The organism is Hymenobacter antarcticus, assembly GCF_039539545.1.
In the GTDB taxonomy this organism is placed as follows: domain Bacteria; phylum Bacteroidota; class Bacteroidia; order Cytophagales; family Hymenobacteraceae; genus Hymenobacter; species Hymenobacter antarcticus.
Map to the genome: position 1 here is coordinate 1 of NZ_BAABDI010000021.1, position 24326 is coordinate 24326.

The window sequence follows — 24326 nt, forward strand, 5'->3', positions numbered from 1 at the left end:
CAACTCACGGCCCGCTTTCCCAAGCAAATTCATGCCGTTACGGCCCAAGGTTTCTTCCTCAAAATCGTCCTCTTCATCTTTGTGCACGCCCTCGACCAAGCCGGCATATAGTCCGCAACTTGGGTTACTTACCTCCGATTAATGTCGAATAATCCCACCTTACTACTTGCTTCCATGAGCCTGCTGGCCGCTTGCAGCGGCCCCAGTAAGCAGGAAAAGCAGGAGGCCGCCGCCGCGCTGCCGGCCCAAACCATAACTACGCCCGCTGCCGACTCGGTACACTTGCCCGCGCCCTACGCCACCGAATCGGTATCGAACCGGGTGAAAGTCGTGGGCTGGCCCGCGGGCAAAACCCCCACCGCGCCCGCCGGCTTTGCCGTGGCCGAATACGCGGGCCAGATGGAAAGCCCCCGCTGGATGTATGTGGCCCCCAACGGCGACGTGCTGGTGGCCGAGTCGAGCACCGTGCCGCAGTCGACCCCGCTGAAAGTAGCGGCCAAGCTGAACCTGGACAAGTCGCGCTCCCTGCGCTCGGAAAGCGCCAACCGCATTACGCTGTTTCGCGACACCGACAAGGACGGTAAACCCGACCTGCGCACCACCTTCCTGGCCAATCTGAAGCAGCCTTTTGGCATGCTCATCATCGGCAGCTACTTCTACGTCGCCAATACCGATGGCGTGCTGCGCTTTGCCTACCAGCCGGGCAGCACCAAAATTACGGGCAGCGGGCAGCGCATCCTCCGCCTGCCCGCCGGGGGCTACAACAACCACTGGACCCGTAACCTGCTGGCCAGCCCCGATAACTCCAAAATCTACGTGACCGTGGGCTCGGGTAGCAACGTGCAGGAGCACGGGGCCGAAAACGAGGTGCGCCGCGCCAACATCCTCCAGATAAATCCCGACGGCAGCGGTGAGAAAATCTACGCCAGCGGCCTGCGCAACCCCGTGGGCCTTGGCTGGGCCCCCGGCACTACCACCCTCTGGACGGCCGTGAACGAACGTGACGAGCTAGGCGACGAGCTGGTGCCCGATTACCTGACCAGCGTGAAAGAAGGCGGTTTCTACGGCTGGCCCTATGCCTACTACGGCCCCAATGAAGACCCGCGCCGCAAGGGCGAACGGCCGGACCTGGTGCAGAAAACCCTGGTGCCCGATGTGCCGCTGGGTGCGCACACGGCCTCGCTGGGCCTGGCTTTCTATGATAAAGCGGCTTTCCCGGCCCGGTACCGCAACGGCGCCTTCATCGGCCAGCACGGCTCCTGGAACCGCACGGCGTTTTCGGGCTATAAAGTGGTGTTCGTGCCCTTTGCCAACGGCCGGCCCAGCGGCCCGCCCGAGGATTTTCTCACCGGTTTCCTGGCTGGCGGCGACTCCAATGAGGCTTACGGCCGTCCCGTGGGCGTAACCGCCTTACCCGATGGCTCCCTGCTGGTGGCCGATGATGCTGCCGATAAAATCTGGCGCGTGAGTGCCCAGGCCATCAACTAGCGCCCACCCGATAAAGACTGGTGGCTGCCAACCCGCCCCCGGCAAATGCGGCCATCCGTCAACATTCACCCTTTGCGGCCTTGCGGGATTCACTCTGCCAGTGCAGTCAGGAAGCTTGCTGCACAAGTAGTAACCTACCCCCGTTTTCTCCTCCGATTGTGGCCGAACCTATCGCAACTCCCCAACGCAGCAAGCCTGCCGAACCCGCTACCATCGTGCTGGCCGGGGCCACCAGCGACGACGTGTTTCCGCCCTGGCAGGGCATGCAGTACCTGCACAACATGTTCACCGGCCTGCCCAGGCTCGCTTCGCTGGACAATGCCCGCTACCCCGAAATCCAGTGGACGTCGGTACGGGAAATGCTGGCTACTCGGAAGTAACGCCCGCCGCCATGCCGCGCCCTGCGGGGGCCGCTGAAGAAATTGGCGCTTCAAAGTCGAACGAACCAGTCAAGCTGTCTCTTCATTTTGCGAGGACATTGCATCGTCTTCTTCCGGTGCCTACCTGGATGCTTTCCCAGTCACATCAGTTGCAGAGTGGTGTCGCGACCCCAAAGACAATTTCCTGCTCAGCCTGGCCCTGGACAGCCAGGCCGATTACCTGGTTTCGGGTGATGAGGATTTGTTGGTGCCGGGCAGCGTCGGTTCCACAAGCATTGTGACATTGGCAGCGTTGGCGCAGCAGTTGGGATTAGGAGATTAATATCACTCGACCCTGCCGCCGCTCCGGCGCGGCCGCCCCGCCTGACGCCCGCGCCCTACCGGGTTCCCGGTGGCGCGGCGGTGCTTTGCGCAACGGGCGCTTCAGCAACGGCTGCTACAGCGGTTTCCAAGTCCGTGTACCCTTTTGAAAGAAGTTAAAAGGTGAGAGTTAAAAGTTAAAATACACGCTGCCTGAATTTTAACTCTCAACTTTTAACTTGGTGCATAAAACGGGAAACCGCTCTGGCTGCCCGCCAATGCTACTCTACGTGTATTGAACAACGGCAAAATACAGTGGCATACCTACCGTGATATTCAGGGGAAACGTTACGCCCAGCGCCATGGGTAGGTAGAGGCCCGGGTCGGCTTTGGGCGCCGCTAAGCGCATGGCTGCCGGCACGGCGATGTAGGAAGCACTGGCCGCCAGAATAGCGAAGATGAAGCGGTTGCCCACACTCTCGGTCACCTGATGGCTGGCCACGGCTACCAGGCAGCCATTGAGCAACGGCACGAACACGGCAAAAGCCGTGACAAAGCGTCCGTAGCGCAGAAAAGTGCCGAAGCGGCGGGCCGTGACCATGCCCATTTCGAGCAAGAAAATAGCCAGAAATCCTTTGAAAATGTCCGTTGTGAAGGGCTTTATGCCGTCGGCCTGCTTGGTGTCGGCAATCAGGCCAATCACGAGGCTGCCCAGCACCATGAGCACGCTGCCATTGGTGAAGGAGTGTTTCACGACCGTGCCCAGTCCGGTGCCAGCCGCGCTGGTAGAATCCTCGTAGCGCATCATCAGGACAACGCCCACGATGATGGCGGGAGCCTCCATCAGGGCCATCACGGCCACCATGTGCCCGCCAAAATGCAGTTGCTGCGCATCGAGAAACGAGACGGCCGACACAAACGTGACGGCACTCACCGACCCGTAGGCGGCCGCCACGGCCCCGGCATCGGCGATGCTGAGCCGCTGCTTCAGCACGAAAAACGTGTAGACCGGAATCAGGCCCGCAACCAGCAGGCCGAAGCCCAGCGAGTAAATGATTTCGGCGCTAAACGCGCCGTGGGCGAGCTCCTGCCCGCCCTTAAACCCGATGGAAAACAGCAGATACAGCGAGATGAACTTGACGGTGCTCGGCGGGATTTCCAGGTCGCTTTTTACGGCTGTCGCTATAATGCCAAGCACAAAGAATAGGAGCGTGGGATTGGTCAGGTTCGAAATAAGGAGGGGCACATCCATGCAGAAACAGGAAAAAGGGGGGGGGCTAAACGAGCCCACTGACACAGGGAGTGCCATTTTGTGCGTTGCTTATCGCTCTGATTAGCATTTGGCGTTACACAAAAACGACACAAATTTAAAGCGCAATTTTAGTGTCGCAATCACTATTGATAGTAAATCTATTATTTCGGGCGGATGATTGACTTTACTGCCTCTAACAATCCTTTCTTTTCAGTGCATCGCTGCCCCTTGCGCTATCAACCCCTCAAAATAACCGACCGCCCTCCGCCCAACCCCGCCCTGCCCAAAAGCTACTGCGCGCCCCGGGCGCTTCTGCTGCTGCCCCGTTCTCCCGCCCGCCCGCCCGCCCGCCGCCGGGCCGCGCCATGCGGGAGCCGCTGAAGAAACGGGCGCTTCAATTCAACCAAGTCCGAACTGATTTCCAAAGTGAGGCGTATCTTAGTGAGGATGAAAAAGACTTCTCAACTTCTGCCGGATGCTTCGGATATAGTGCTTAGTGAAGCACGTAAGCGGACTGCGTTTAAAACGCTACGCCAGCGTTACGAGGCGCATGAGAAGGCGACGGGCCTCAAATCCAGCGAGGAGTTTACGAAACTGCAAACTGGCAAGAGTGCTTGATGACCCGCATTGCCTGCGGTGTGAGTGCGACCGGTGGGTACATTGAATACAGCATCCGGCACCTGCACCCTGAGTGGGACATTCTGACCCAAACGTACGAAATCCGCTCAATGACCGACGATGGGCGGTTCATCTATCACAGCGACTTTCAGCTATTCCCGATTGGTAGCAGCATCCCAGCCGACTTCAGCCGTTACCCGCGAGCAACAAAGGCTGAACTGTGGCAAGCCATTTTCCGAGTAAAGCGCTACTATCTGGCTACGTTCGAGCCCGATATCGTGCAGCACCTCATCAAGCAGCCGTTTTCGGTGCCGCAGCGGTTTGCCTTCTACCGCCAGCATCTGAGCCTGCCGAACTACGGCATCAGCCATGACCGATTCAATATCTGGTACGTGCTCAAAGTGGAGTAGCCCTCCCCGGCGCGCCCGCCCCGTACTGCCGCCCGCCGCCGCCCCACGCGCCCTGCGGGTCCCGCTGAGCGAAACGGGAGCTTCTGTGTAACTTGTGCAAGCAAATCCTTCTGAATATGACCACTACCCTCGTCTTAGAACCCACCAACGATTCCGACCTGCACCTGCTGCTGAGTCTGGCACAACGGCTGGGCGTGAAGGCCACTGCTTCACCAGCCGCTAAATTATCGCTGGATGAGCGCGAGCGTCGTTTTCGGGCGCTGTTCGGTTCTTGGCAGTCGGATGAAAGCGGGGATGAGATAAATAAGATGTTACAGGAGTCGCGCCAGAGCAACCGCCCCGATATTACGTTATGAGCGCCGGCTATTTGCTCGACACAAATATCTGTGTACACTATCTGCGGGGCGAATACCAGCTTGACGCGAAGTTCAGTGCGGTTGGCTTGGCGCAATGCTTCGTGTCCGAAATCACCATTGCGGAACTGCTGTTCGGCGCGGCCAACAGCGCTCCGGTTTGGCAAGCCCGCCAGCACCAGCAGGTAACAGAATTTCGGGAGTTGTTTGCCGAGCAGGTATTGCCCATTGCGCCCGCGCTGGAAATATTCGCCGACCAGAAAGCGGCTTTACGGCGCAGTGGTCGGCCGATAGATGATTTTGACATCCTCATCGGCAGCACGGCGCTGGCCCACGGCCTCACCCTGGCCACGCGCAACACCCGGCACTTTGCCGACCTGGCCAACCTGCCGCTGGAAAACTGGATTGACACGCCTTAATTTCGCCTCCCACCCCGGGCTCCCGCCCGCCGCCGCCCCGCGCCCTGCGGGTCCCGCTGAAGAAACAGGAGCTTCTTCAGTAGCGTCAGGAACTAAGCGGAATCTTTGTAGTTTTGGATAGCATGAAATACACCCTCGAAATACCCGACCAGGAAGCGGAGTTCGTTCTGGAGCTGTTGCGGCGTATTACGTCCGTCAAGCTCACGCCCGTAACCAGCAAAGGCAAAAAAGCGGCAATGGATACGACCGAGTATCTGATGAGCACGCGTGCTAACCGTGAGCGGCTATTGGCTTCAATTGAACGGTTAGAGCGCGGTGAAGGGGTGCAGCATGACCTTATCGAAGTGTAATGCGGCTTTCGTGGGATGAAGATGCGTGGGAGCAATACCTGCACTGGCAAACAACGGATTTGGCCATCCTGCGCAAAATCAACGGCTTGCTGAAAGAATGTGTTCGTACCCCGTTTGCAGGCACTGGCAAGCCCGAACTGTTAAAAGGCAACATGCGCGGCTATTGGTCGCGCCGCATCACGCAGGAACACCGCTTGGTTTATAAAGTCGCGGGTGAAGAGCTGCGAATTGCCCAATGTCGCTTTCACTACGACGATAAGTAAGCCCCAACGCCCTCCCCGGCGCGCCCGCCCCGCCTGCTGCCCCCCGCCCCGCCCCACGTGCCCCCAGGCGCTCCGCCCGCCCCGTCCGGCCGCCCACCGCCGCCCCGCGCCCGGCGGGTCCCGCTGAGCTAAACCACCGCTTCTCCAGTAGCTTCTTCTCCTGCGCCACCCCCGCCCGCTGCCCGCGCCGCTGAAACGATACGAGAGCTTCTGTGTAGATTTTAAGTGCCTTTCTGTAAAGTCAAAAATATGCCTTCTAAGAACTGTTCATTGATTTCAGTTCGGTTTGTTTTATAATAATTTATCATAAATTTTAAATATTCATCATGCTTGCAGCAAATAAATCTTTTAGCCAAATGAATAATAGCTAAGTCTTTATCTATCGAAAATACGTCTGGTAATTGCTTCATTGATTTGATGTCAGCGAATACGGCTGTACGCTGTGCTGAAAGAGGAAAAATAAATTCTTCGTTAATTCTATCGTGGATTGATTTTGGGTTGAATATTATGGGAAAGTCGCCTGTAATTGGAAACCCTCCCTCTTGGTATAGAATATGCCATTTCGATGTATCATAATTTGCGTTTGCCATTGAGTTTATAGACAAAGAGCCCATAAGAGGCCTTAACATTTTTCGTGCATCTGGCTCATCCATTATGCGCTTATTGATTTCAACGGCTTGTTTGTCGGTGGCTCCTTTAAATTGTAAGCCGAAGTCCTTGATTGAAAGTCTTTGGACAATACTTTCGTAAACAGCATCCAATGCTGGATTCCGCCACCTCATTGTTTCAACAAGGAACTTTAGTCCAACCATAATATCAGATGTGAGGACTGGCTCAGTATGATTAGATTTTTCGATTGCAGAAAGTGTAGTTGCGAAGGTTGATTCAATATGAGAATACATGTCTTCTACCATCACACTTTTCTCACCACCTAAATTTGTTGTGTTTCTGAATTTTTCATAGAATTCATTCTCTGGTCTGCTTTTGCGAAACTCATTTCGAACTTTGTCATAAATTGTAAATCCTCCATTTGTATCTGTGAATCCTCTTAAATAAAACTGGGGAATATAATGGTGTTTTTTGGATAAAGGAGTCATGACTTTCAATTTTAATGCTTAAATTTTTTTGTTTGCGGTATGGAGGCAGTAGTACAGATTTATTATAGAGAAAATGACAGTGATTACTGTTTCATTGGAAGCGGGTTCTTTATTTCGCACAAAATAATTGTTACAGTAGGTCATAACTTTGATGTTCCTGGAAAATACTTTGCTCTATTGAATGGCGAATTTTTAGAGCTTCGGATTCTAAAAAAGGAAAAAGAATTTAAAGGAAATACTAAGATTGATTTAGCTTTATGTGCTTTTGTTGATAGGGATATAGTAAATGAAATCTATTTTGAGCCTGTATCCGAAGCTCCAAAACGGTTTGAAGAGTGCAAGGTTATTGGCTTCTCTGTTCATGGCGAAGTTGAAAAGGATGTATGCTATAAGCCTCGAGATATTACGCAATTCATTGAGCATTGTGAGATGCATTTTGAAGGGGCTAATTCAGGAGAATACAATATTGAGTTTTTAGCGCTTTCTCTCCAAAATATAAAGAAAGGCATGAGTGGTGGCGTAATTATAAATGCTGAAGGTCAGTACATAGGCGCGTTGATAGGTCCTAGGCTATTTAATACGCCAACGGGAGCTATTGGCAATAGTAACTATTTCGTTATTATGAGTTCAAGTTTCAAAAGGATTCTTCAGTTTCAAAAGGATTCTTCATCTTAAAGAGTCACTATGATATCCAGCGTAAACAGACAAAATTTCTTATTATCTGTTTGCCTTTTGTTGATTTTCCCGCCAAAAAGTCCGGTTTCCACCTCTCGCACCCCGTTTGCTAGTCCTCTTGTACATCTTCCTAACCCGAAGTACTTACACGGAAGACAACGCAAAATGGACTTTAAAAACTTCACCATCAAGGCGCAGGAGGCCGTGCAGAAGGCTACCGAAATTGCCGGCGGAAACCAGCAGCAGGCCATCGAAACGGGCCATTTGCTGAAGGGCATCTTCCAGAGCGACGAGAGCGTCTTCTCGTTTCTGGCCAACAAGCTGGGCGCCAACCTCAACATTCTCACACCGCGGCTCGATGCCCTGGTGGCCGCCTACCCCAGGGTGAGCGGCGGCTCGCCCTACTTCGCCAACGACGCGGCCAACGCCGTGCAGCGCGCCAACGCCGCCATGAAGGACCTGGGCGACGAGTTCGTGTCCATCGAGCACCTGCTGCTGGGCATCCTCTCCGGCCGGGATGCCGTGGCCACGCTGCTCAAAGACACCGGCTTCAACGACAAGGACTTGAAGGCCGCTATTCAGGAGCTGCGCGGCGGGCGCAAAGTCACCAGCCAGAGCGCCGAAGACCAGTACCAGAGCCTGAACCGCTACGCCACGAACCTCAACGAGCAGGTGCGGCGCGGCAAGATGGACCCCGTGATTGGCCGCGACGAGGAAATCCGCCGGGTGCTGCAAATCCTCTCGCGCCGCACCAAAAACAACCCCGTGCTGCTCGGCGAGCCCGGCGTGGGCAAAACCGCCATCGTGGAGGGCCTGGCCCAGCGCATCGTGGCCGGCGACGTGCCCGAAAACCTGCGCGACAAAGTCATCATGAGCCTCGACATGGGCCTGCTCGTGGCCGGGGCCAAGTACAAGGGCGAGTTTGAGGAGCGCCTCAAGGCCGTCATCAAGGAAGTGACCGACTCCGATGGGCAGATTGTGCTCTTCATCGACGAGATGCACACCCTCATCGGGGCCGGCGGCGGGGGCGAAGGGGCCATGGACGCCGCCAACCTGCTCAAGCCCGCTCTGGCGCGCGGCGAGCTGCACGCCATCGGAGCAACTACGCTCAAGGAATACCAGAAGTACATCGAGAAGGACAAGGCCCTGGAACGCCGTTTCCAGGCCGTGCTGGTGGACGAGCCTAACCAGGACGACGCCATCAGCATCCTGCGCGGCATCAAGGAAAAGTACGAGCTGCACCACGGCGTGCGCATCACCGATGACGCCGTGATTGCCGCCGTGGAGCTGAGCGCGCGCTACATCACCGACCGGTTTTTGCCCGACAAGGCCATCGACCTCATGGACGAAGCCGCCGCCAAGCTCCGCATCGAGCTGAATTCCATGCCCGTGGAGCTCGACGAAATCCAGCGCCGCATCATGCAACTCGAGATTGAGCGCGAAGCCATCCGCCGCGAAGACAACCGCGACCGCGAAGCCGTTCTCAGCAAGGACCTGGCCGAGCTGAACGACAAGCGCGACACCCTCAAAGCCCGCTGGGAAAGCGAAAAAGCGGTTCTCACCGGCATTCAAACCCAGAAGACTGCTATCGAGCAATTCAAGCTGGAAGCCGAGCAGGCCGAGCGCCAGGGCGATTACGCCCGCGTGGCCGAGCTGCGCTACGGCAAGATTCAGGAAGCCGAAGCCCGGCTGAAAACCCTGCAAGACGAAGCGGCGGCGAACAAAGACGGCGGCACCATGCTCCAGGAAGTCGTGACCAGCGAAAGTATTGCCGAGGTGGTGGCCAAGTGGACCGGCATCCCGGTGAGCAAAATGCTGCAATCGGACCGCGCGAAGCTGCTCCAGCTCGAAGCCGAGCTGGGCAAACGAGTAGCAGGGCAGGCCGAGGCCATCGCGGCCATTTCGGATGCCGTGCGCCGCTCCCGCGCCGGCCTGCAGGACCCCAAGCGGCCCATCGGCTCGTTCATTTTCCTGGGCACCACCGGCGTGGGCAAAACCGAGCTGGCCAAGGCCTTAGCCGAGTATTTGTTCAACGACGAGAATGCGATGGTGCGCATCGACATGAGCGAGTTTCAGGAGCGCCACTCGGTGTCGCGCCTCATCGGGGCCCCTCCCGGCTACGTGGGCTACGACGAGGGCGGGCAGCTCACGGAGGCCGTGCGCCGCAAGCCCTACTCGGTGGTGCTGCTCGATGAAATCGAAAAGGCCCACCCCGACGTGTTCAACATCCTGCTGCAAGTGCTCGACGATGGCCGCCTCACCGACAACAAAGGCCGGGTGGCGAACTTCAAGAACACCATCATCATCATGACCTCGAACACGGGGGCCGACATCATTCAGCGCAATTTCAAGGAGCTGAACGAGTACAACCACGACGAAGTGGTGGACCGCACCCGCGACGAGGTGATGGACCGCCTCAAGGAGCACATGCGTCCCGAGTTCCTGAACCGCATCGACGAAATCGTGATGTTCCAGCCCCTCAAGCGCAAGGAAATCCGCCGCATCGTGGACATCCAGTTCCGGCAAATCCAGCAGCGCCTGGCCGAAGCCGGCATCCAGCTCGAAGCCACCAGCGAAGTCCTGGATTTCCTGGGCGAAGCCGGCTTCGACCCGCAGTTCGGCGCCCGGCCTTTGAAGCGCGTGTTGCAGCGCGTGATTCTGAACGAGCTGTCGAAAGATATTCTTTCGGGCCGCGTTTCGAAAGATGCTGTTGTTGAGGCGGTGCTGGAAGACGGCGCGGTGAAGTTTGAGAACGTGGAGATGCCGGCGGTTTAGGTTTGGTTCGTTTTGAAATGGGAAAGCCCCGCTGGCATCGTGCTGGCGGGGCTTTCCTTTTTTTAACGAAATAGAGAGGTTATTTCTCTATCTGCACCAGTTTGTCGTTTATGAAATGCAGGTTGCGTTTATATGAGTAGTAAAACAGTTCATACACTTCGTCCGCAGTAACTCTTTTGGACCTGTCATAGGGCGTGCCCCAACTGTATAAACACATTTCTTTTGTCATGCCAATGCTAACTAAACCTTTGGCAACCAATTCTCCTTTTTCAGGTCCGAATTTATCGATACAGTTTTTCCTGTAATTGCTGGCCTTGACTTGGGCGGAAAGCTTGGCTTGTGTATCTCTCTGTTTCTGTAGAATGGCAAACTGTTCCTGCTTTAATTTTTTGGCTGCTTCCTGTTTAAGGTAGTCATCTTTGAGTGTGAATTTGTAGGATTGGTATTGAGGAGCAAGACTTTCAGTAACGATAGTATTTCCATTAGCATCAGTGAATATGTAAGAAATATCGCCTTTACTTATTTCTAATAGGGCAACCTCGCATAGCCACTCATCTTTATCAGAAACCGTTATGTCCTTTGACGTTCTGAAGTCTTTAATGGATAAAGTCTTTTCATAACTTGGGATTCGAATAATGAATTTCTTTTTGTCGTATAGCTTCTGCTGCTTTACGAAATAAGCTACAGATATGAAAGGTTTTCCGATGTTGTCAGTGTAAATGGAGTCGCCGACTTCATTCTTGAGTAGGTATAATCCGATTCCTCTATAATAATTAGGTTCAAATTCATAGTCTAATTCGGTGGTTTCATCATTGTTTTGCTCTGCTCTCAGTTTGCGGATTTTAGAAATTACAGCTTGTGATTGTTCGCGATTAAGAATGTTTAATACGGTGTAATATTTATCACTTATGGCGTTCTTGTCAGCGCATACCTCAAATCGAAGGCTGTTGTTGACAAATCCAAAGGATGTATTTACTGCCTTGTAAATATAGGTTTTGATGTTTTTTATACTGCTTGCATGTTTGAAATCGTTATACAGATAAGCATCTTTGTTTGAAATTGGCGCAACTTTGTTTGCGCTTGCGGGAATGATGCTGCTATGAGTAGCATATAAATTACAAACACCAGAGAAGGAAGGTAGATATATTTTTTGGCCTATGTATTTATAGTTGTCAATAAAATTATCCTCGATTCTGAAATCTTGCAGACTGTCATAAGGCTCTGGCCTTGCAACGGGTGCCGTCTCAACGAAATTGTCAAACTTCTTAACAACAATTTGTGACCTGACCGTTAAAGACAGAAACATGCACAATAACAGAAGGGCTGCAAATTGAAATTGATTAAAGGCTTTCATTCTCAATCGAAGTAAATAAAGTGGGTTAGTGCTTTCGCAGTCTTTGAATCATTAAAGCGCAAGTTAGTGCCGACTACAGAAACTCTAGTTACTGTCGCCGCTTGGGGTGGCGGCCGGGGCGCCGGGGCGGGGGTGTAATTTTAGGGCATCTTACGCACTCCGCATGAAACGAATCCATCTGTTCGAGCTTGAAGACTTCGCTTGGTTTCCCAACTGGATACGCATCTGTCTGACGCGACTCATTGTGGTTATGCACAAATTCCTGGGTTCACCGGCGGACTTAATTCAGCTGCTCAACCGGGCGTTGGCCCATTCCGAAAGCGCGGCCATCGTGGACTTGTGCTCGGGCAGCGGAGGACCAATGCTGGAAGTCTACCGGACGCTGAAAAAGCAGCCCGGCCTGGGCAGTCTGCAGCTCACGCTGACGGATTTGTATCCGAATTTGACTTTGGCGGCTGCCATCAACGCGCGGGCAGATGCTGAGCTGCGGTACGATACTCAATCCATTAACGCAGCCAACGTAGCCTCGGGATTGCGCGGCGTGCGCACCCTGGTCGGCAGCTTCCACCACATGCGCCCGGAGGTAGCCCGGCATATTCTGCAAGACGCAAAGGAAAAGCATCAGCCCATCTGTGTGTACGAAATCAGTGACAACAGCTTTCCCATCAGCCTGTGGTGGGTGGCCCTGCCCCTGAACTTCCTGATGGCGCTTTTCATTACGCCCTTTGCGCGTCCGGTTACGGTAAAACAGCTCTTTTTTACTTACGCCTTGCCGATTATCCCGTTCTGCTTTGCCTGGGACGGGGCAGTGTCCAATGCCCGCACGTACACCTTGGGCGATATGGCAATCCTGCTCGAAGGGTTGCAGTCCGATGACTACACTTGGGAAACCGGCTTGATTTCGGGCAAGGCTAAGAAATTGTATCTACTCGGCCTGCCCAACAGACTGTAGCATCCAACGTTCTGGGATTGGGGTGGAGATACAGCCTCGCCCGATAGGCGGCCACGGGTCACGCTGCGCTAAATTCTCATCATCACTCACTACCTGAAACGCCCGCTACTCCCGCCGTTTGGGGTGGCGGCCGGGGCGCGGGGGCGGGGGTGTTTTAGCTTTTAGCTGATGGCTATTAGCTGTTAGCTTTTGTTCTCGTTCGTCGTATTTTTGACTACTCACCCATTTCAACCCGCATGGATACCGCCGCCATCACCGCCCACATCGAACTGAACCCGCAGGTGCGCTTCGGCAAGCCGGTGGTGAAGGGCACGCGCACGACCGTGGCCGAAGTGCTGGAAATGCTGGCCAACGGCATGAGCGCCGCCGACATTGAGGAGGACTTTCCGGCCATCGGCGCGGCGCAGGTGCGGGCCTGCTTGCTGTATGCGGCCTACAAGGAAAGCATTGTGCTACTGGCCGCCGCGTAGTTGCTCATGCGCCTGCTGCTGGACGAAAATATCTCCTGGCGCTTAGCCGCCTACCTGCGGCCGCATTGCGCGACGGTGCTCCACGTCCGCGATATCAACCTGGACAACAGCCCCGATACCAGCATCTGGCGCTACGCCAAGCAGCACGGCTACGATGTGCTGACCAAGGACGAGGATTTCCTGCGGCTGGTGTTGGCCGAAGGGTTTCCGCCCCGCGTGGTGGCCGTGCAAAATGCGCAAGTGCCGGTAGCCAAGCTGGCGGAGTTCTTGCTGGCGCGGCTGCCGCAGATTCAATCGTTTCTGGGGCCGCAAACGGAGTTTGGGCTGTTGCAGCTGCGGCTGCCGTGAGCAGAAACTGAAGACACTCCCACTACCCTCGCCGCTTGGGGTGGCGGCCGGGGCGCCGGGGCGGGGAGGTTTTGGCTGGCTATTAGCCCTCGTTCGTCGTATCTTAGATAGGCAAATGCCTGATGAAGCAGGCCGCGATATTATGAAAAAGACCGAAGATATTCCCGCCGAAGTACTGCAAGCGGCTACGCGGCAAGCGTCGTTGCGGGCAGTGAGCGAAAGCCGGGCGCTGGGCCTTACCGTGACGGTTTACGAAAACGGCAAACTGGTGCGGATTCACGCCAACGGGCAGCGTGAAGTAGTGATAGACCAGTACCAGAACCCCAGCCGCAAAGCCTAGCGATGACGGCGAGTGCCACTCCGCGACTGCGCCTGTTTGCGGGGCCCAATGGCTCGGGAAAATCGGCGCTGCTGGATGAATTGCGCGGGCAGTTCAATCTGGGCGTGTATGTGAATGCCGATGAGATTGAGAAGCAGCTGGTCCGGCAGCGGTTCCTGCATCTGTCTGATTACCAGCTGGCCGCAACGCAGGCCGATTTTGCGGCGTTTCTGGCGGGCGGAAAAACGGCCGTGGGAGCGCAAACCAGTCAGGAAATAGGGCTACACATTGCGGAGAATATCGTGGTAATGCAGCCGGAAGCGGCCGTGAATTCGTACGTGGCTGCCACGGTGGCCGATTTTTTGCGGCATCAGCTGCTGGCGGCCCGGCTCAGCTTCACGTTTGAGTCAGTGATGTCGCACCGGTCGAAGCTGGAGTTTTTGCAACTGGCGGCGGCTCAGGGCTACCGCACTTACCTCTACTACATTGCCACGGAAACCCCGGCTGTAAACGTGGACCGCGTGAGCAACCGGGTGAGCAAAGGCGGGCACGGCGTTTCGACGGAAAAGATTGTGAGCCGATATGCGAAAAGCCTGGGCCTGTTGGTCGAAACCATGCAGCAGGTAAGCCGGGCGTATCTGTTCGATAATTCGGGCACGTCCATTTGGTGGTTTGCCGAATACGAGCCGGATAAATTGACGACAGTTGCCGAGGAACTGCCGGAGTGGTTTCGGCGCGCCTGGATGAAGGTATAAAGACACTGCCGCTACCGTCGCCGCTTGGGGTGGCGGTGCGGGGCGCTGGGGCGGGAGTGTAAGCGCCTCTATTGCGAGGCACAAGCTCGCCCGAATAGTAATGCACGAGTTACGCTCCGCTAAACTCGCGTCAGGGTACGCTGGCAGAAATCGCGGCTACCCCTGGCGTGCGTCACCCTCGGATACGGGCTCCGGTATGGGGAACGCCCCACGGGCCAGTAATTGCCTATTTCCGAGCCGCGGCTTTCTCCAGCCGCTCGTTTAAAGCCATTCCCAAGCCGGTATCGGGTAGTCGCTCGGCAAACAACTGCTGCAGGTCCAGGGCGTCGAGATAATGCAAGGCCGCGTAGAGGCCGTGGGCAGCCTCGGCCAGGTCGCCCCGGCCGGGGCTCAGCACCACCTGCTGCGCAGCGGGCAGGTTCGGGAACGGCTCGCGCAGGGTGAGCGCACCCGTGGTGGCGGGGTCAAAAGCGGGCAGCGCCGCTTGGCCCGGGCCAAAGAGCCGCAGTGGCGTGTGGGGCGAGTAGTGGTAGGGCAGCAGGCCCGGGCTGGCGGCGGGCCGGGCTTTTTCGGGTGCGCTGCGCAGGCGGGTGGCGGGCACTACGGCTCGAAGCATTTCCAGCGAAATGGCCCCGGGGCGGTACACCACCGGCTCGCCATCGGGCCCAAATCCCACCACCGTGCTTTCGATGCCGGCCTGGCAAGGCCCGCCATCGAGCACGTAGGGAATCTGGCCGCCCAGCTGGCCCAGCACGTGCTCGGGCCGCGTGGGGCTAATGTAGCCGAACGGATTAGCCGAAGGTGCGGCCAGTGGGAAATCGAGTTGCCGCAGCAGCTCCTGTACCAGGGGGTGCGCCGGGATGCGCACGGCCACATCCGGCAGGCCGGCCGTTACGAGGTCGGGCACCACGGCCGGCTCGCGGGGCAGCAGCAGCGTGAGCGGCCCCGGGCTAAAAGCTGCCAGCAACTGATGCGCCGCCGCGGGTACGGCATCGAAACGGACGTACCCGGGCAGTTGCTCCACGCTGGCGAAATGCAGAATGAGCGGGTTGGTCAGGGGCCGGCCCTTCACCGCGAAGATGCGGTGCAGGCTGTCCTGCCGCAGGCCGTGCCCGGCCAGGCCGTACACGGTTTCGGTAGGAATGGCCACCAGCTCGCCGGCGCGGAGCAAGTCTGCGGCATGGGCCACATCGGTGCCTAATAAAGTATTCATAGCAAGCGGCTGGGCTCCCGGTGAGAAGCAAAGTGAGCCTCAAAAGTAAGGGCCTGCTGTTTGGTGCAGGGCAGTATTGCCGGCTTATGTAACTGCTGTTACGCAGCAGGATGTAGCGCGGACTTTGTAGTCCGCGAGTCTGCGCCGCTACAACCACTAAACGGCGCAGACTCGCGGACTACAAAGTCCGCGCTACATCCCCCGAAGCGCTTTAGCAACGAGAGTGCGTAACAGCAGTTATGTAAGGCATCTGGTGCCAAGCCGGGGAATTGCCTTTTTGGGGAAGGGGCTCGCCCCAAGCTGGCCTAAGCCGGCGCGAGTTTAGCGCAGCGTAACTCGCGCCGGCACTCATCACCTGAAACCTTCGCTACGTTTGCCGTTTTCGGTAGTAGCCGGGGCGCTGGGGCGGGACTTTAGCCGTTCGCTCTTCGCTACTGGCTGCTAAGTAGTCGTGCATAAGTAATCGTATTCGCTTGAACGTCATGCTGAGCTTGTCGAAGCATCTCTACCGCTTCGTTGAACGGCTCATGCCAAGCGGTAGAGATGCTTCGACAAGCTCAGCATGACCGCCTTTTCACTGTGCGTTTACTTGTGTGTGACTGCTTGAGTAGTCATTCAAAAGTAAACGGGCTGTCAGTTGCTCGTTGTTGGTTGTCAGTCAGACAATTGCCATACTGCCAACAACTGACAACGAATGCCTAACAGCCTAGTCCTCGTTCATTGTATTGTTGACCAACCACCTATTCCAACCCGCATGGATACCGCGCCATCACCGCTCATATCAAACTGAACCCGCGGGTGCGTTTCGGCAAGCTGGTGGTGAAGGGCACGCGCACGACCGTGGCCGAAGTGCTGAAAATGCTAGTCAATAGTATGATTGACAACGATATAGTGAAGGGTTTTTCGGCTAGCGGCCCGGCGCAGGTGCGGGCCTGCCTGCTGCACGCGGCCTACCGGTGGCGCTGCGCCCGCCGGTCCATCCGTTCGCGGTAGCGCCGGCCCTGTGCCAGGTGGCGGGGGCGCAGTTTCTGGCGTAGCGCGGGTGGCAGGGGCGTACCAGCCAGGTAGCCGGTGCGCAACTGCTCGAAGTGGGCTTTGGTATACGGGGCGTTGTGAATGAGCATGAAGGCCAGCCCGGCACTCATCAGGCCCAGGCCCACCGCCACGGAGTTATCCGATGCCTTGGCGGGCTGAGGCGCGTAGGGACTGCTGGACGAGGTGGCGGCACCCGAGCCCGTCAGAATGCGGGCTATGGGCAGCAGGGCTACCAATGGCCAGGTCCCGGCCGAGCGGCGCGCCAGAAACAGCCCTTGCACCGCATCAAGCGTATCGGTGCGGGCATCGGCCAGCACCTGCTCCACCGACGGGGTAGCAGCAGGTGGGGCCAGGGGGGCAGCCGGCAGCGGGGCCGGGGCAGCAGCCGGTACCGGGGTCGGGGCCGATGGGCGCAAGGCTAGCAGCGGGTCGGGCTGCGAGGCGGTTCCGTGCAGGGGGGCGAAGTTGCCGTGCAGGCGACGCTGGATATCGGTAGGCAAGTGGCCCGTTGCGGCCAGTTCCCGCAACACGCGGTGCTCGCGCCCCCACCCAAACCGGACAACTTTTTTGGTGCCCAACAGCGCCAATGTCGAGCCGATGACCACGCCGGGCGTCCAGACGCCGGCACTGGTGCTTTGTTGGGCGGGAATGATGGAGGCCGCCATCCCGGCTGCCCCAAACGCCAGCCACCCAAAGCCCCCGCCGCGCCGGCTCTGGAACAGCTCGTGCACGGCGCGGGCGGTGTCCTGGCGGGTGAGGGGGAATGCAGCCTGGGCGACGGAGGCCTGTGCCCGGGCCTGGCCCGCCCCGAGGAGGAGTGAAAGCAGCAGCAATCGGTAGCGGTTGAACATAAAATGAACAGGAAGTAAAAAAGCAGCACAAGGTAGTGAAGGCCCCACCAACTCGACACCGTTAGCTTTGCCGCATGGCTTCCGTCTTTCAGACTTATTTCCAGCTGGGCTTTCTGCACATCTGCACGCCCCGCGCCGCCGACCACCTCACGTTCCTGCTGGCCCTGTGCGCGCCCTACGTGCTGACGGACTGGCGGCGGGTGCTGGCGCTGGTCACCAGCTTCACGCTGGGGCACTCGCTCACGCTGGCGCTGGCTACGCTGGGCGTAGTGTCCTTCAACCCGGCCATTATCGAAGCCCTGATTCCCATTACCATCATGGTCACGGCCCTGCTGAACCTGCGGGGCGCGGGCCGGGTGCTGCGGCCCCGTGCCCCGGTGCTGGCCGCCGCACCCAATGCGCTGGCCCTCGGCTTCGGCCTGATTCACGGGCTGGGCTTCTCCAACTACCTGCGGGCGCTGCTCGGGGCCGGTAGCCGGCCCATCCAGGAGCTGCTGGCCTTCAATGTGGGCGTGGAAGTAGGGCAGGTGCTCATCGTGACCATCATTCTGCTGCTTGGGGCAGTGCTGCTGCGGGGGCTGGGCGTAGCCCGCCGCGACTGGCTGCTGACCACCAGCGGGGCGGCCCTGGGCATTGCCACGGTGCTGCTGCTGCAACAGCTGTGGCCGTAGCGCGGGGTACAGGGAGGAGTTAAAAGTTAAAAGTGAGGAGTTAAAGGGGGCGTTAGGATTTCACCTTTAACTCTCAACGGTATCCCCCGCCCGTTGTCGCTGAACCAGTCACTATAGCGCAACGTTGGCGTAACTTTCGCCGACCTTTTCGACTAAGGTTTTCAACTTCTTTCGATTTCTTCAACTCACGCTTACTCTATGCGTCGTTTTTTATTCGCCGGCCTGGTGCTGGCCGTGGCGGGCCAGCTGCCCGCCGTGGCCCAGAACACCAACTCGGGCACCGACAAATTTGCGCAGCTCGAAACGATGCTGCCCACACCCAACAGCTACCGCACCGCCAGCGGCGCGCCCGGCTCCGACTACTGGCAGCAGCGCGCCGACTACGACATCAAAGTGACGCTCGATGATGCCAGGCAGGCCATTACGGGCCGCGAAACCATCACCTACACCAACCTCTCGCCCGACGCGCTGCCCTACCTGTGGGTGCAGCTCGACCAGAATATTTTCGAGCAGAACTCCATCACCAACGCCACTCAGGTGGGCTCGATGCAGGACAAAGTGCCGTTTCAGGCGCTCGAAGGCATGCTGTCGGATTTCGATGGCGGCTTCAAAATTGAGAGCGTGACCGGGGCCAACGGCAAGGCGCTGAAAACCGTGGTGAACAACACCATGATGCGCGTGGATTTGCCGTCGCCGCTGCAGCCGCGCCAGTCGGTTTCCTTCAATGTGAAGTGGCACTACAACATCAACGACCAGACGAAAATCAACGGCCGCAGCGGCTACGAGTATTTCGCGGACGACAAGAACTACCTCTACGAAATCGCGCAGTTCTACCCGCGCATGGCCGTGTACTCGGATAACCAGGGCTGGCAGCACAAGCAGTTCCTGGGCAACGGCGAGTTCACGCTTCCCTTCGGTGACTACAAAGTGAGCATCACCGCGCCCGCCGACCACATTGTGGGAGCCACCGGCACGCTCCAGAATGCGTCTCAGGTGCTCAGCAGCACCCAGCAGCGCCGCTTCGAGCAGGCCAAAAATGCCAAGAAGCCGGTGCTCATCGTGAGCCAGGAGGAAGCCGTGAAAAACGAAGCAAACCGCGCCACCGGCACCAAAACCTGGAATTTTGCCGCCAAAAACGTGCGCGACTTTGCCTGGGCCAGCTCGCGCAAGTTCATCTGGGATGCCATGGGCATCAATCAGGACGGCAAGCAGGTGATGTGCATGTCGTACTACCCCAAGGAAGGCAACCCGCTGTGGGGCCAGTACTCAACGCAGGTGGTGGCTCATACCATCAAAACGTACTCGAAATACACCATTCCCTACACCTACCCAGTGGCCATTTCGGTGCACGGCCCGGTGGGCGGCATGGAGTACCCCATGCTGTGCTTCAACGGCGGGCGGCCCGAGAAGGACGGCACGTACTCGGCGGAGCGGAAATACGGGATGATTTCGGTGATTATCCACGAAGTGGGCCACAACTTCTTCCCCATGATTATCAACTCCGACGAGCGGCAGTGGTCGTGGATGGACGAGGGTCTGAACTCCTTCGTGCAGTTCCTGACCGAGCAGGAGTGGGAGCGCAACTATCCCAGCCGCCGCGGCGAGCCGCGCAACATCACGGCCTACATGGCCACCGATAAGACCCTGCAAACCCCGATTATGATTAACTCGGAATCGGCGCTGCAGTTTGGCAACAATGCCTACGGCAAGCCCGCCACGGCCCTCAACATCCTGCGCGAGACGGTGATGGGCCGCGAGCTGTTCGACTATGCGTTCAAGACCTACGCCACGCGCTGGGCCTTCAAGCACCCCACGCCCGCCGACTTCTTCCGCACCATGGAAGACGCCTCGGCCGTGGACCTGGACTGGTTCTGGCGCGGCTGGTTCTACACCGTCGACCACACCGACCTGGCCCTGGAATCGGTGAAATCCTTCAACGTAAGCACCAAAAATCCACAGGTCGAAAACCAGCGCCTGCAGCAGCAGAAAGCCGCCGCGCCGCAGTCCATCACGGCCCAGCGCAACGCCACCGACATCAAGCAAACCCTGGTGGAGGAGAAAACTGAGCTGAAGGACTTCTACAACGGCTACGACCCGCTGGCCGTGACTTCGGCCGACCAGCAGCGCTACGCCGCTTATATGAAAACCCTGAGCCCCGAGCAGCAGCAGCGCCTCGGCAATACCCAGAATTTCTACGAGTTGAGCCTGCGCAACGCCGGCGGCCTCGTGATGCCCGTGGTACTCCAGATGACTTACGCCGACAACACGCAGGAAATCCAGACGATTCCGGCCGAAATCTGGCGCAAAAACAACGAGAAAGTCACGAAAATCATCGTGACCAAGAAGCCCGTCATCAGCTTTGTCATCGACCCCTTCCAGCAAACGGCCGATACGGACTTGAGCAACAACGCATTCCCGCGCCAGCCCGCCGCCTCGCGCTTCGAGCTATTCCAGCAGCAGCAGCAGGCCGCGCCCAACCCCATGCAGCAGGCCGCCCAGGCCAGCCCCATGCAGAAAATGGAGCAGAAGCCCGGCAGCGGCAACTAAGGTTTCCGCCCGTCATTGCGAGGAGGCACGACATTCCGCGAATTAAGCGGCGTCAATCCGTCCTGTTCTCAGCGACTACCCTACTAACGTGAAAAGCCCCGACACTACGCAGTGTTCGGGGCTTTTTCGTAAGGCTGGGGTCGTTGCTCCGGTCTGACCGCCCTAGGCGGTCTGACCGGTTGAAGCACCACCGATTTTGGCCGCTCGACAACCGGTCAGACCGCCTAGAGCGGTCTGACCGGACCGTTCATTCTTCGCCTGGCGGCAGCCGGATAAGGACAAGATTCTATGCAGTATCGGGGCTTCTTCCTAAAGCTGGCCACATTTCAGGGATGGTGGCTGAGAACAGGACGGATTGACGCCGCTTAATTCGCGGAATGTCGTGCCTCCTCGCAATGATAGCCGTAAACCTGCTTAACTGGCCTTTGGGGCTTCGCCGCCTACCATGCGCGAAATCAGCCCGTGGTCCTTGGTCAGCTCGGCCCATACCACGCCCACTACATGCACCACGAAGAAGCCGATGATGAGCCACATGGTCACGTTGTGGATTTCCTCGGCCGTGTGTTCGAGTTTATCGAATAAGGCCACTTCGTTATGGTACGTCAGGATGAGGCCGGTGAGGCACATAACCGCCAGGAAAGCATAGAACAGCGCATAGGTGCTCGTGGAGAAGAGAATTTTGCCAGCCGTCCCTTTCTCTGCGGGCGGGGCCAGGCGGTAGCGCCGGGCCACTGCCAGCAGCCGGGCCGAAAAGCGCATATCCGAGGGCCCGCGCAGCTCCAGCACCACGCGCAGTAGCCAGAAACCCACCAGGGCCAATCCAATGTAGATATGCCATTCCCAGATGCGCTCGCTGATAATGTGCGTGAGCGAGCGGGCCTGCTGCGTCGTGAGCACGATATTATCCTTGCTCAGCGCCTGCTGAAACTCCGGCACCGCCGACCGCGAGTTCACAATAACTTTCTGAAACAGAATGGTCGCCAGCTGCGCGCTTATGAGCAAGGCGCTGCCCCAGTGCCAGAAACGTAGTGGGGCGCGGTAGTCTTTGGTCGGGGCTTCGGTAGCGGGGGCAATGGTTGGAGTCATCAGCGAAAAATGGGGGCGAAAATGGGTTATGCAGGCAGCGCAGCGGTGGTTTCTAAAACCGCGGTGGATACCGTTTCAGTCCGGCCGGGGTATTCGCGCAGGGCGTGCGCCAGGCAGGTTAGCGCTGCGTTGAGGTCGGTTTGGTTGAGCACGTAGGCGATGCGTACCTCGTGCCGGCCCAGGCCCGGCGTGTGGTAGAAGCCGTTGGCGGGGGAAAGCATCAGGGTCTGGTTTTCGTAGGAAAATGACTCCAGCAGCCACTGGCCGAAGGCTTCGGTATCGTCGACGGGCAGGTGGGCCAGCACGTAGAACGCGCCGCCGGGGCAGGGGCACACCACGCCGGGCATGGCCCGCAGCCGGGCCACGGTCAGGTCGCGCCGGGCCTGGTATTCAGCTTTGCTGTCGTCAAAGTACGACTCGGGCAGCTCGGCGGCGGCTTCGGCCAGCAGCATGCCCAGGCCGGGCGGGCTCACCCGCATCTGGGCGAAGCGGAAGGCGGCCGCGTACACCGCTTTATTCAGCGTAACCAGCGCGCCAATCCGCGCCCCGCAGGCGCTGTAGCGCTTCGAAATGGTGTCGACCACTACCACGTTGGGCTCGGCCCCGGCCAGCTGCAGCGCGCTCACGTAGGGCGCGTCGTAGCAGAACTCCCGGTAAGCCTCGTCCGAAATCAGGTATAGATTATGGGCTTTGCACAGGGCCAGCATGCTTTCCAGCTCGGCGCGGCTATACACGTAGCCGGTGGGGTTGCTGGGGTTGCAGACGAGGATGGCGCGGGTGCGCTTCGTGATGGCCCGCTCGAAATCGGCCAGCGGCGGCAGCGCGAAATTGTCCTCAATGTGCGCCGTGACGGGCACGATATTCACGCCCGCCGCGATGGCGAAGGCCGTGTACGTGCCATAGAACGGCTCCTGAATAATCACCTCGTCGCCGGGGTTCAGGCAGGTGAGCAGCGCAAACAGAATGGCCTCGCTGCCGCCCGTGGTCACGATAATATCCTCCATCACCACGGGCAGGCCGTTGCGCTGGTAGTAGGCGGCCAGCTTGTGACGGTAGCTTTCGGTGCCCGCGCCGTGGCTGTAGCCCAGCACCCGGATATCAGCGTTGCGCAAGGCGGCCAATGCGGCCGGTGGCGTTTCAATGTCCGGTTGCCCGATATTGAGCGGATACACGATTTTGCCCTGCTTGCGAGCCTGTTCGGCATAAGGAGCCAGCTTGCGGAACGGGGAAACGGGCATGGCCTGCCCCCGCTGAGATATTTCTAACATACACTTGCTTTAAAGCCCGCCACGCGCGTTGCGGCGGCTTCAGTTGGTTAAATATAAGCGTGGCTGGCTGGTCAGAGGCACTTCTGGTACAGATTGTACAAAATCCGGTTGTCGGCCTCGGTCAGCGGCCCGCCCACGTTCTGCTGGATAAAATGCAGCTTAAACGCCCGAGTAGCCGCCGGTAAATCCCGCGTATCGTACCCGATAATGCGCAGCGCCTCCCGTTGGTTAAAGGTCGTAACCGGGCCGTTGAGGCGGGCCAGCTGGGCATCCACGGTGCTGGTGTCGGGTAGCAGGGTGGGGGCGGGGAGAGCAACGTCAGTTTCGGGTAGCCGCGGCAGCAGCAGACGGCTGGCCAGCGCAATGGCACTATCGGCCCCAAACGGACTGGGCAGCGGCCCGGCATCATACCACAGGCCGAAGCCGTTGTCCGCCAGTTGTTTCCAGGGAAAGTACGCGCTGGGGTCATTCTTGCGGCTGGGCGCAATATCGGCGTGACCGATGAAATTGGCGGCCGGAATGCCGTAGGCTTTCCTCAGGTCTGCCAGCACCAGCAACAGGCTACTCACCTGAGCCTGGGCAAAAGGCTCGGCCCCGTTGTTGTCCAGCTCAATACCGATGGAGCAGGAGTTGATGTCGGTGGTGTTGCCCCACCGGGCTACGCCGCCGTGCCAGGCGCGCAGGTAGTCGTTCAGCATGTGGTATATCCGGCCGTCGCGCCCAATCACGTAGTGCGCGCTCACCTGCGTGCGGGGCAGCGTGAAGGTCTTCAATGTTTGAGCCGTGGAATCCTGCGCCGTGTGGTGAATGACGACGTAGTTGGGCTTGCGCAGGTTAAAATTGGTGGTGCCCACCCAGTACCTGCCCAGCAGGCTGTCGGCCCCCGGCGTTGGGCCGGGCATGGCCCGCAGGGCCTCCCCGTAGGCCTTCACCTGGGCCCGATACGACTTATTGGTGGCGGCGTAGGGGTTGCGCTGGGCGGCGCAGGCGGTGAGGGTGGCGGCCAAGGCCAGGCCCATACTGTGGCGGAGGTTCATGCGGGCGCGGAAGATTTGAAGGGCTGAGTGAGCACCGCAA

The 24326-nt window shown here is 58.1% G+C and carries 26 protein-coding genes and 1 pseudogene; 19 read left to right on the top strand and 8 right to left on the bottom strand.

Features of this window, described 5'->3' with window-relative positions; translation table 11 throughout:
- From ABD819_RS21560 to ABD819_RS14435, 4 genes and pseudogenes are all read left to right on the top strand, one after another.
- A pseudogene (locus ABD819_RS21560) lies at positions 1 to 111 on the top strand (IS982 family transposase); the annotation flags it as partial.
- A gap of 63 nt (positions 112 to 174) precedes the next feature.
- Complete coding sequence (locus ABD819_RS14425) at positions 175 to 1488, top strand: PQQ-dependent sugar dehydrogenase (RefSeq protein WP_345125467.1); 1314 nt, start codon at positions 175 to 177, stop codon at positions 1486 to 1488.
- Positions 1489 to 1646: 158 nt separating this feature from the next.
- Entirely contained in the window at positions 1647 to 1868 is a 222-nt protein-coding gene (locus tag ABD819_RS14430; RefSeq protein WP_345125468.1) for a hypothetical protein, read from the top strand.
- A gap of 124 nt (positions 1869 to 1992) precedes the next feature.
- Positions 1993 to 2190: a putative toxin-antitoxin system toxin component, PIN family gene (locus ABD819_RS14435; protein WP_345125583.1), complete on the top strand. Its 198-nt coding sequence runs from the start codon at positions 1993 to 1995 to the stop codon at positions 2188 to 2190.
- 264 nt (positions 2191 to 2454) lie between these two features.
- On the opposite strand, the gene ABD819_RS14440 is transcribed toward ABD819_RS14435, so the two are convergent.
- Positions 2455 to 3420, bottom strand: coding sequence for a sodium-dependent bicarbonate transport family permease (locus ABD819_RS14440; RefSeq protein ID WP_345125469.1), 966 nt, complete (start codon positions 3418 to 3420; stop codon positions 2455 to 2457).
- A 614-nt stretch (positions 3421 to 4034) separates the two neighbouring features.
- Here ABD819_RS14440 and ABD819_RS14445 point away from each other — a divergent pair.
- From ABD819_RS14445 to ABD819_RS14465, 5 genes are all read left to right on the top strand, one after another.
- Complete coding sequence (locus ABD819_RS14445; protein ID WP_345125471.1) at positions 4035 to 4448, top strand: hypothetical protein; 414 nt, start codon at positions 4035 to 4037, stop codon at positions 4446 to 4448.
- A 116-nt stretch (positions 4449 to 4564) separates the two neighbouring features.
- Positions 4565 to 4804: a hypothetical protein gene (locus tag ABD819_RS14450; protein WP_345125473.1), complete on the top strand. Its 240-nt coding sequence runs from the start codon at positions 4565 to 4567 to the stop codon at positions 4802 to 4804.
- A complete protein-coding gene (locus ABD819_RS14455; protein ID WP_345125474.1) occupies positions 4801 to 5220 on the top strand; it encodes a type II toxin-antitoxin system VapC family toxin in 420 nt (139 codons plus the stop codon). Before ABD819_RS14450 ends, ABD819_RS14455 begins: the two co-directional genes overlap by 4 nt.
- Positions 5221 to 5342: 122 nt before the next feature.
- Entirely contained in the window at positions 5343 to 5570 is a 228-nt protein-coding gene (locus tag ABD819_RS14460) for a hypothetical protein (protein ID WP_345125477.1), read from the top strand.
- Complete coding sequence (locus ABD819_RS14465) at positions 5570 to 5833, top strand: Txe/YoeB family addiction module toxin (RefSeq protein WP_345125479.1); 264 nt, start codon at positions 5570 to 5572, stop codon at positions 5831 to 5833. Before ABD819_RS14460 ends, ABD819_RS14465 begins: the two co-directional genes overlap by 1 nt.
- Positions 5834 to 6054: 221 nt before the next feature.
- Here the strand turns inward: ABD819_RS14465 and ABD819_RS14470 are convergent, their stop codons facing one another.
- Positions 6055 to 6930 (bottom strand): DUF4238 domain-containing protein, encoded by an 876-nt coding sequence (locus ABD819_RS14470; protein ID WP_345125481.1) that lies wholly within the window; start codon positions 6928 to 6930, stop codon positions 6055 to 6057.
- 39 nt (positions 6931 to 6969) lie between these two features.
- On the opposite strand from ABD819_RS14470, the gene ABD819_RS14475 reads away from it, so the two are divergent.
- The gene (locus ABD819_RS14475) at positions 6970 to 7605 is read left to right on the top strand and encodes a S1 family serine peptidase (RefSeq protein ID WP_345125482.1); all 636 of its coding nucleotides are present in this window, start codon (positions 6970 to 6972) and stop codon (positions 7603 to 7605) included.
- Positions 7606 to 7770: 165 nt separating this feature from the next.
- Complete coding sequence (gene clpB, locus ABD819_RS14480) at positions 7771 to 10380, top strand: ATP-dependent chaperone ClpB (protein ID WP_345125483.1); 2610 nt, start codon at positions 7771 to 7773, stop codon at positions 10378 to 10380.
- A gap of 79 nt (positions 10381 to 10459) precedes the next feature.
- Here clpB and ABD819_RS14485 read toward each other — a convergent pair whose 3' ends face one another.
- Entirely contained in the window at positions 10460 to 11734 is a 1275-nt protein-coding gene (locus ABD819_RS14485; protein WP_345125485.1) for a hypothetical protein, read from the bottom strand.
- 163 nt (positions 11735 to 11897) lie between these two features.
- On the opposite strand from ABD819_RS14485, the gene ABD819_RS14490 reads away from it, so the two are divergent.
- From ABD819_RS14490 to ABD819_RS14510, 5 genes are all read left to right on the top strand, one after another.
- On the top strand, positions 11898 to 12686 hold the full coding sequence (locus tag ABD819_RS14490; RefSeq protein ID WP_345125487.1) for a hypothetical protein: 789 nt from the start codon (positions 11898 to 11900) through the stop codon (positions 12684 to 12686).
- A 236-nt stretch (positions 12687 to 12922) separates the two neighbouring features.
- Complete coding sequence (locus ABD819_RS14495) at positions 12923 to 13156, top strand: DUF433 domain-containing protein (protein WP_345125489.1); 234 nt, start codon at positions 12923 to 12925, stop codon at positions 13154 to 13156.
- A 6-nt stretch (positions 13157 to 13162) separates the two neighbouring features.
- Positions 13163 to 13504 (top strand): DUF5615 family PIN-like protein, encoded by a 342-nt coding sequence (locus ABD819_RS14500; RefSeq protein ID WP_345125490.1) that lies wholly within the window; start codon positions 13163 to 13165, stop codon positions 13502 to 13504.
- A 142-nt stretch (positions 13505 to 13646) separates the two neighbouring features.
- Positions 13647 to 13844: a hypothetical protein gene (locus tag ABD819_RS14505; RefSeq protein ID WP_345125492.1), complete on the top strand. Its 198-nt coding sequence runs from the start codon at positions 13647 to 13649 to the stop codon at positions 13842 to 13844.
- A gap of 2 nt (positions 13845 to 13846) precedes the next feature.
- The gene (locus ABD819_RS14510) at positions 13847 to 14578 is read left to right on the top strand and encodes an ATPase (RefSeq protein ID WP_345125493.1); all 732 of its coding nucleotides are present in this window, start codon (positions 13847 to 13849) and stop codon (positions 14576 to 14578) included.
- Positions 14579 to 14804: 226 nt separating this feature from the next.
- On the opposite strand, the gene ABD819_RS14515 is transcribed toward ABD819_RS14510, so the two are convergent.
- Entirely contained in the window at positions 14805 to 15791 is a 987-nt protein-coding gene (locus ABD819_RS14515) for an L-threonylcarbamoyladenylate synthase (protein ID WP_345125494.1), read from the bottom strand.
- 786 nt (positions 15792 to 16577) lie between these two features.
- Between ABD819_RS14515 and ABD819_RS14520 the strand changes: the two genes are divergently transcribed.
- The gene (locus ABD819_RS14520) at positions 16578 to 16784 is read left to right on the top strand and encodes a DUF433 domain-containing protein (RefSeq protein ID WP_345125585.1); all 207 of its coding nucleotides are present in this window, start codon (positions 16578 to 16580) and stop codon (positions 16782 to 16784) included.
- Here ABD819_RS14520 and ABD819_RS14525 read toward each other — a convergent pair.
- Positions 16742 to 17677 carry a hypothetical protein gene (locus tag ABD819_RS14525; RefSeq protein ID WP_345125496.1) on the bottom strand — a complete coding sequence of 312 codons (936 nt, stop codon included), beginning with the start codon at positions 17675 to 17677 and terminating at the stop codon, positions 16742 to 16744. The genes ABD819_RS14520 and ABD819_RS14525 overlap by 43 nt on opposite strands.
- Before the next feature lie 74 nt (positions 17678 to 17751).
- Between ABD819_RS14525 and ABD819_RS14530 the strand changes: the two genes are divergently transcribed.
- Together ABD819_RS14530 and ABD819_RS14535 are read left to right on the top strand one after the other, a co-directional pair.
- A complete protein-coding gene (locus ABD819_RS14530) occupies positions 17752 to 18348 on the top strand; it encodes a HupE/UreJ family protein (RefSeq protein ID WP_345125497.1) in 597 nt (198 codons plus the stop codon).
- A gap of 198 nt (positions 18349 to 18546) precedes the next feature.
- Positions 18547 to 20895: a M1 family metallopeptidase gene (locus ABD819_RS14535; protein ID WP_345125499.1), complete on the top strand. Its 2349-nt coding sequence runs from the start codon at positions 18547 to 18549 to the stop codon at positions 20893 to 20895.
- 414 nt (positions 20896 to 21309) lie between these two features.
- On the opposite strand, the gene ABD819_RS14540 is transcribed toward ABD819_RS14535, so the two are convergent.
- The 3 genes from ABD819_RS14540 to ABD819_RS14550 form a co-directional block, all read right to left on the bottom strand.
- Complete coding sequence (locus tag ABD819_RS14540; RefSeq protein ID WP_345125501.1) at positions 21310 to 21981, bottom strand: cytochrome b/b6 domain-containing protein; 672 nt, start codon at positions 21979 to 21981, stop codon at positions 21310 to 21312.
- 26 nt (positions 21982 to 22007) lie between these two features.
- Positions 22008 to 23249, bottom strand: a complete 1242-nt coding sequence (locus tag ABD819_RS14545) for a pyridoxal phosphate-dependent aminotransferase (protein ID WP_345125502.1) — start codon at positions 23247 to 23249, stop codon at positions 22008 to 22010.
- Between the two features lie 71 nt (positions 23250 to 23320).
- Complete coding sequence (locus tag ABD819_RS14550) at positions 23321 to 24286, bottom strand: N-acetylmuramoyl-L-alanine amidase (protein ID WP_345125504.1); 966 nt, start codon at positions 24284 to 24286, stop codon at positions 23321 to 23323.
- Positions 24287 to 24326: the final 40 nt, after the last annotated feature.

What these genes read in the sequence shown, in the direction of transcription:
- ABD819_RS14495 (WP_345125489.1), top strand. Translation starts at nt 12,923, where the DNA reads ATGGATACCGCCGCCATCACCGCCCACATCGAACTGAACCCGCAGGTG.
- ABD819_RS14515 (WP_345125494.1), bottom strand. Translation starts at nt 15,791, where the DNA reads ATGAATACTTTATTAGGCACCGATGTGGCCCATGCCGCAGACTTGCTC.
- ABD819_RS14440 (WP_345125469.1), bottom strand. Translation starts at nt 3,420, where the DNA reads ATGGATGTGCCCCTCCTTATTTCGAACCTGACCAATCCCACGCTCCTA.
- ABD819_RS14510 (WP_345125493.1), top strand. Translation starts at nt 13,847, where the DNA reads ATGACGGCGAGTGCCACTCCGCGACTGCGCCTGTTTGCGGGGCCCAAT.
- ABD819_RS14535 (WP_345125499.1), top strand. Translation starts at nt 18,547, where the DNA reads ATGCGTCGTTTTTTATTCGCCGGCCTGGTGCTGGCCGTGGCGGGCCAG.
- ABD819_RS14505 (WP_345125492.1), top strand. Translation starts at nt 13,647, where the DNA reads ATGAAAAAGACCGAAGATATTCCCGCCGAAGTACTGCAAGCGGCTACG.
- ABD819_RS14450 (WP_345125473.1), top strand. Translation starts at nt 4,565, where the DNA reads ATGACCACTACCCTCGTCTTAGAACCCACCAACGATTCCGACCTGCAC.
- ABD819_RS14425 (WP_345125467.1), top strand. Translation starts at nt 175, where the DNA reads ATGAGCCTGCTGGCCGCTTGCAGCGGCCCCAGTAAGCAGGAAAAGCAG.
- ABD819_RS14460 (WP_345125477.1), top strand. Translation starts at nt 5,343, where the DNA reads ATGAAATACACCCTCGAAATACCCGACCAGGAAGCGGAGTTCGTTCTG.
- ABD819_RS14500 (WP_345125490.1), top strand. Translation starts at nt 13,163, where the DNA reads ATGCGCCTGCTGCTGGACGAAAATATCTCCTGGCGCTTAGCCGCCTAC.
- ABD819_RS14490 (WP_345125487.1), top strand. Translation starts at nt 11,898, where the DNA reads ATGAAACGAATCCATCTGTTCGAGCTTGAAGACTTCGCTTGGTTTCCC.
- ABD819_RS14545 (WP_345125502.1), bottom strand. Translation starts at nt 23,249, where the DNA reads ATGTTAGAAATATCTCAGCGGGGGCAGGCCATGCCCGTTTCCCCGTTC.
- ABD819_RS14470 (WP_345125481.1), bottom strand. Translation starts at nt 6,930, where the DNA reads ATGACTCCTTTATCCAAAAAACACCATTATATTCCCCAGTTTTATTTA.
- ABD819_RS14550 (WP_345125504.1), bottom strand. Translation starts at nt 24,286, where the DNA reads ATGAACCTCCGCCACAGTATGGGCCTGGCCTTGGCCGCCACCCTCACC.
- ABD819_RS14465 (WP_345125479.1), top strand. Translation starts at nt 5,570, where the DNA reads ATGCGGCTTTCGTGGGATGAAGATGCGTGGGAGCAATACCTGCACTGG.
- ABD819_RS14455 (WP_345125474.1), top strand. Translation starts at nt 4,801, where the DNA reads ATGAGCGCCGGCTATTTGCTCGACACAAATATCTGTGTACACTATCTG.
- ABD819_RS14475 (WP_345125482.1), top strand. Translation starts at nt 6,970, where the DNA reads ATGGAGGCAGTAGTACAGATTTATTATAGAGAAAATGACAGTGATTAC.
- ABD819_RS14525 (WP_345125496.1), bottom strand. Translation starts at nt 17,677, where the DNA reads ATGTTCAACCGCTACCGATTGCTGCTGCTTTCACTCCTCCTCGGGGCG.
- clpB (WP_345125483.1), top strand. Translation starts at nt 7,771, where the DNA reads ATGGACTTTAAAAACTTCACCATCAAGGCGCAGGAGGCCGTGCAGAAG.
- ABD819_RS14530 (WP_345125497.1), top strand. Translation starts at nt 17,752, where the DNA reads ATGGCTTCCGTCTTTCAGACTTATTTCCAGCTGGGCTTTCTGCACATC.
- ABD819_RS14540 (WP_345125501.1), bottom strand. Translation starts at nt 21,981, where the DNA reads ATGACTCCAACCATTGCCCCCGCTACCGAAGCCCCGACCAAAGACTAC.
- ABD819_RS14485 (WP_345125485.1), bottom strand. Translation starts at nt 11,734, where the DNA reads ATGAAAGCCTTTAATCAATTTCAATTTGCAGCCCTTCTGTTATTGTGC.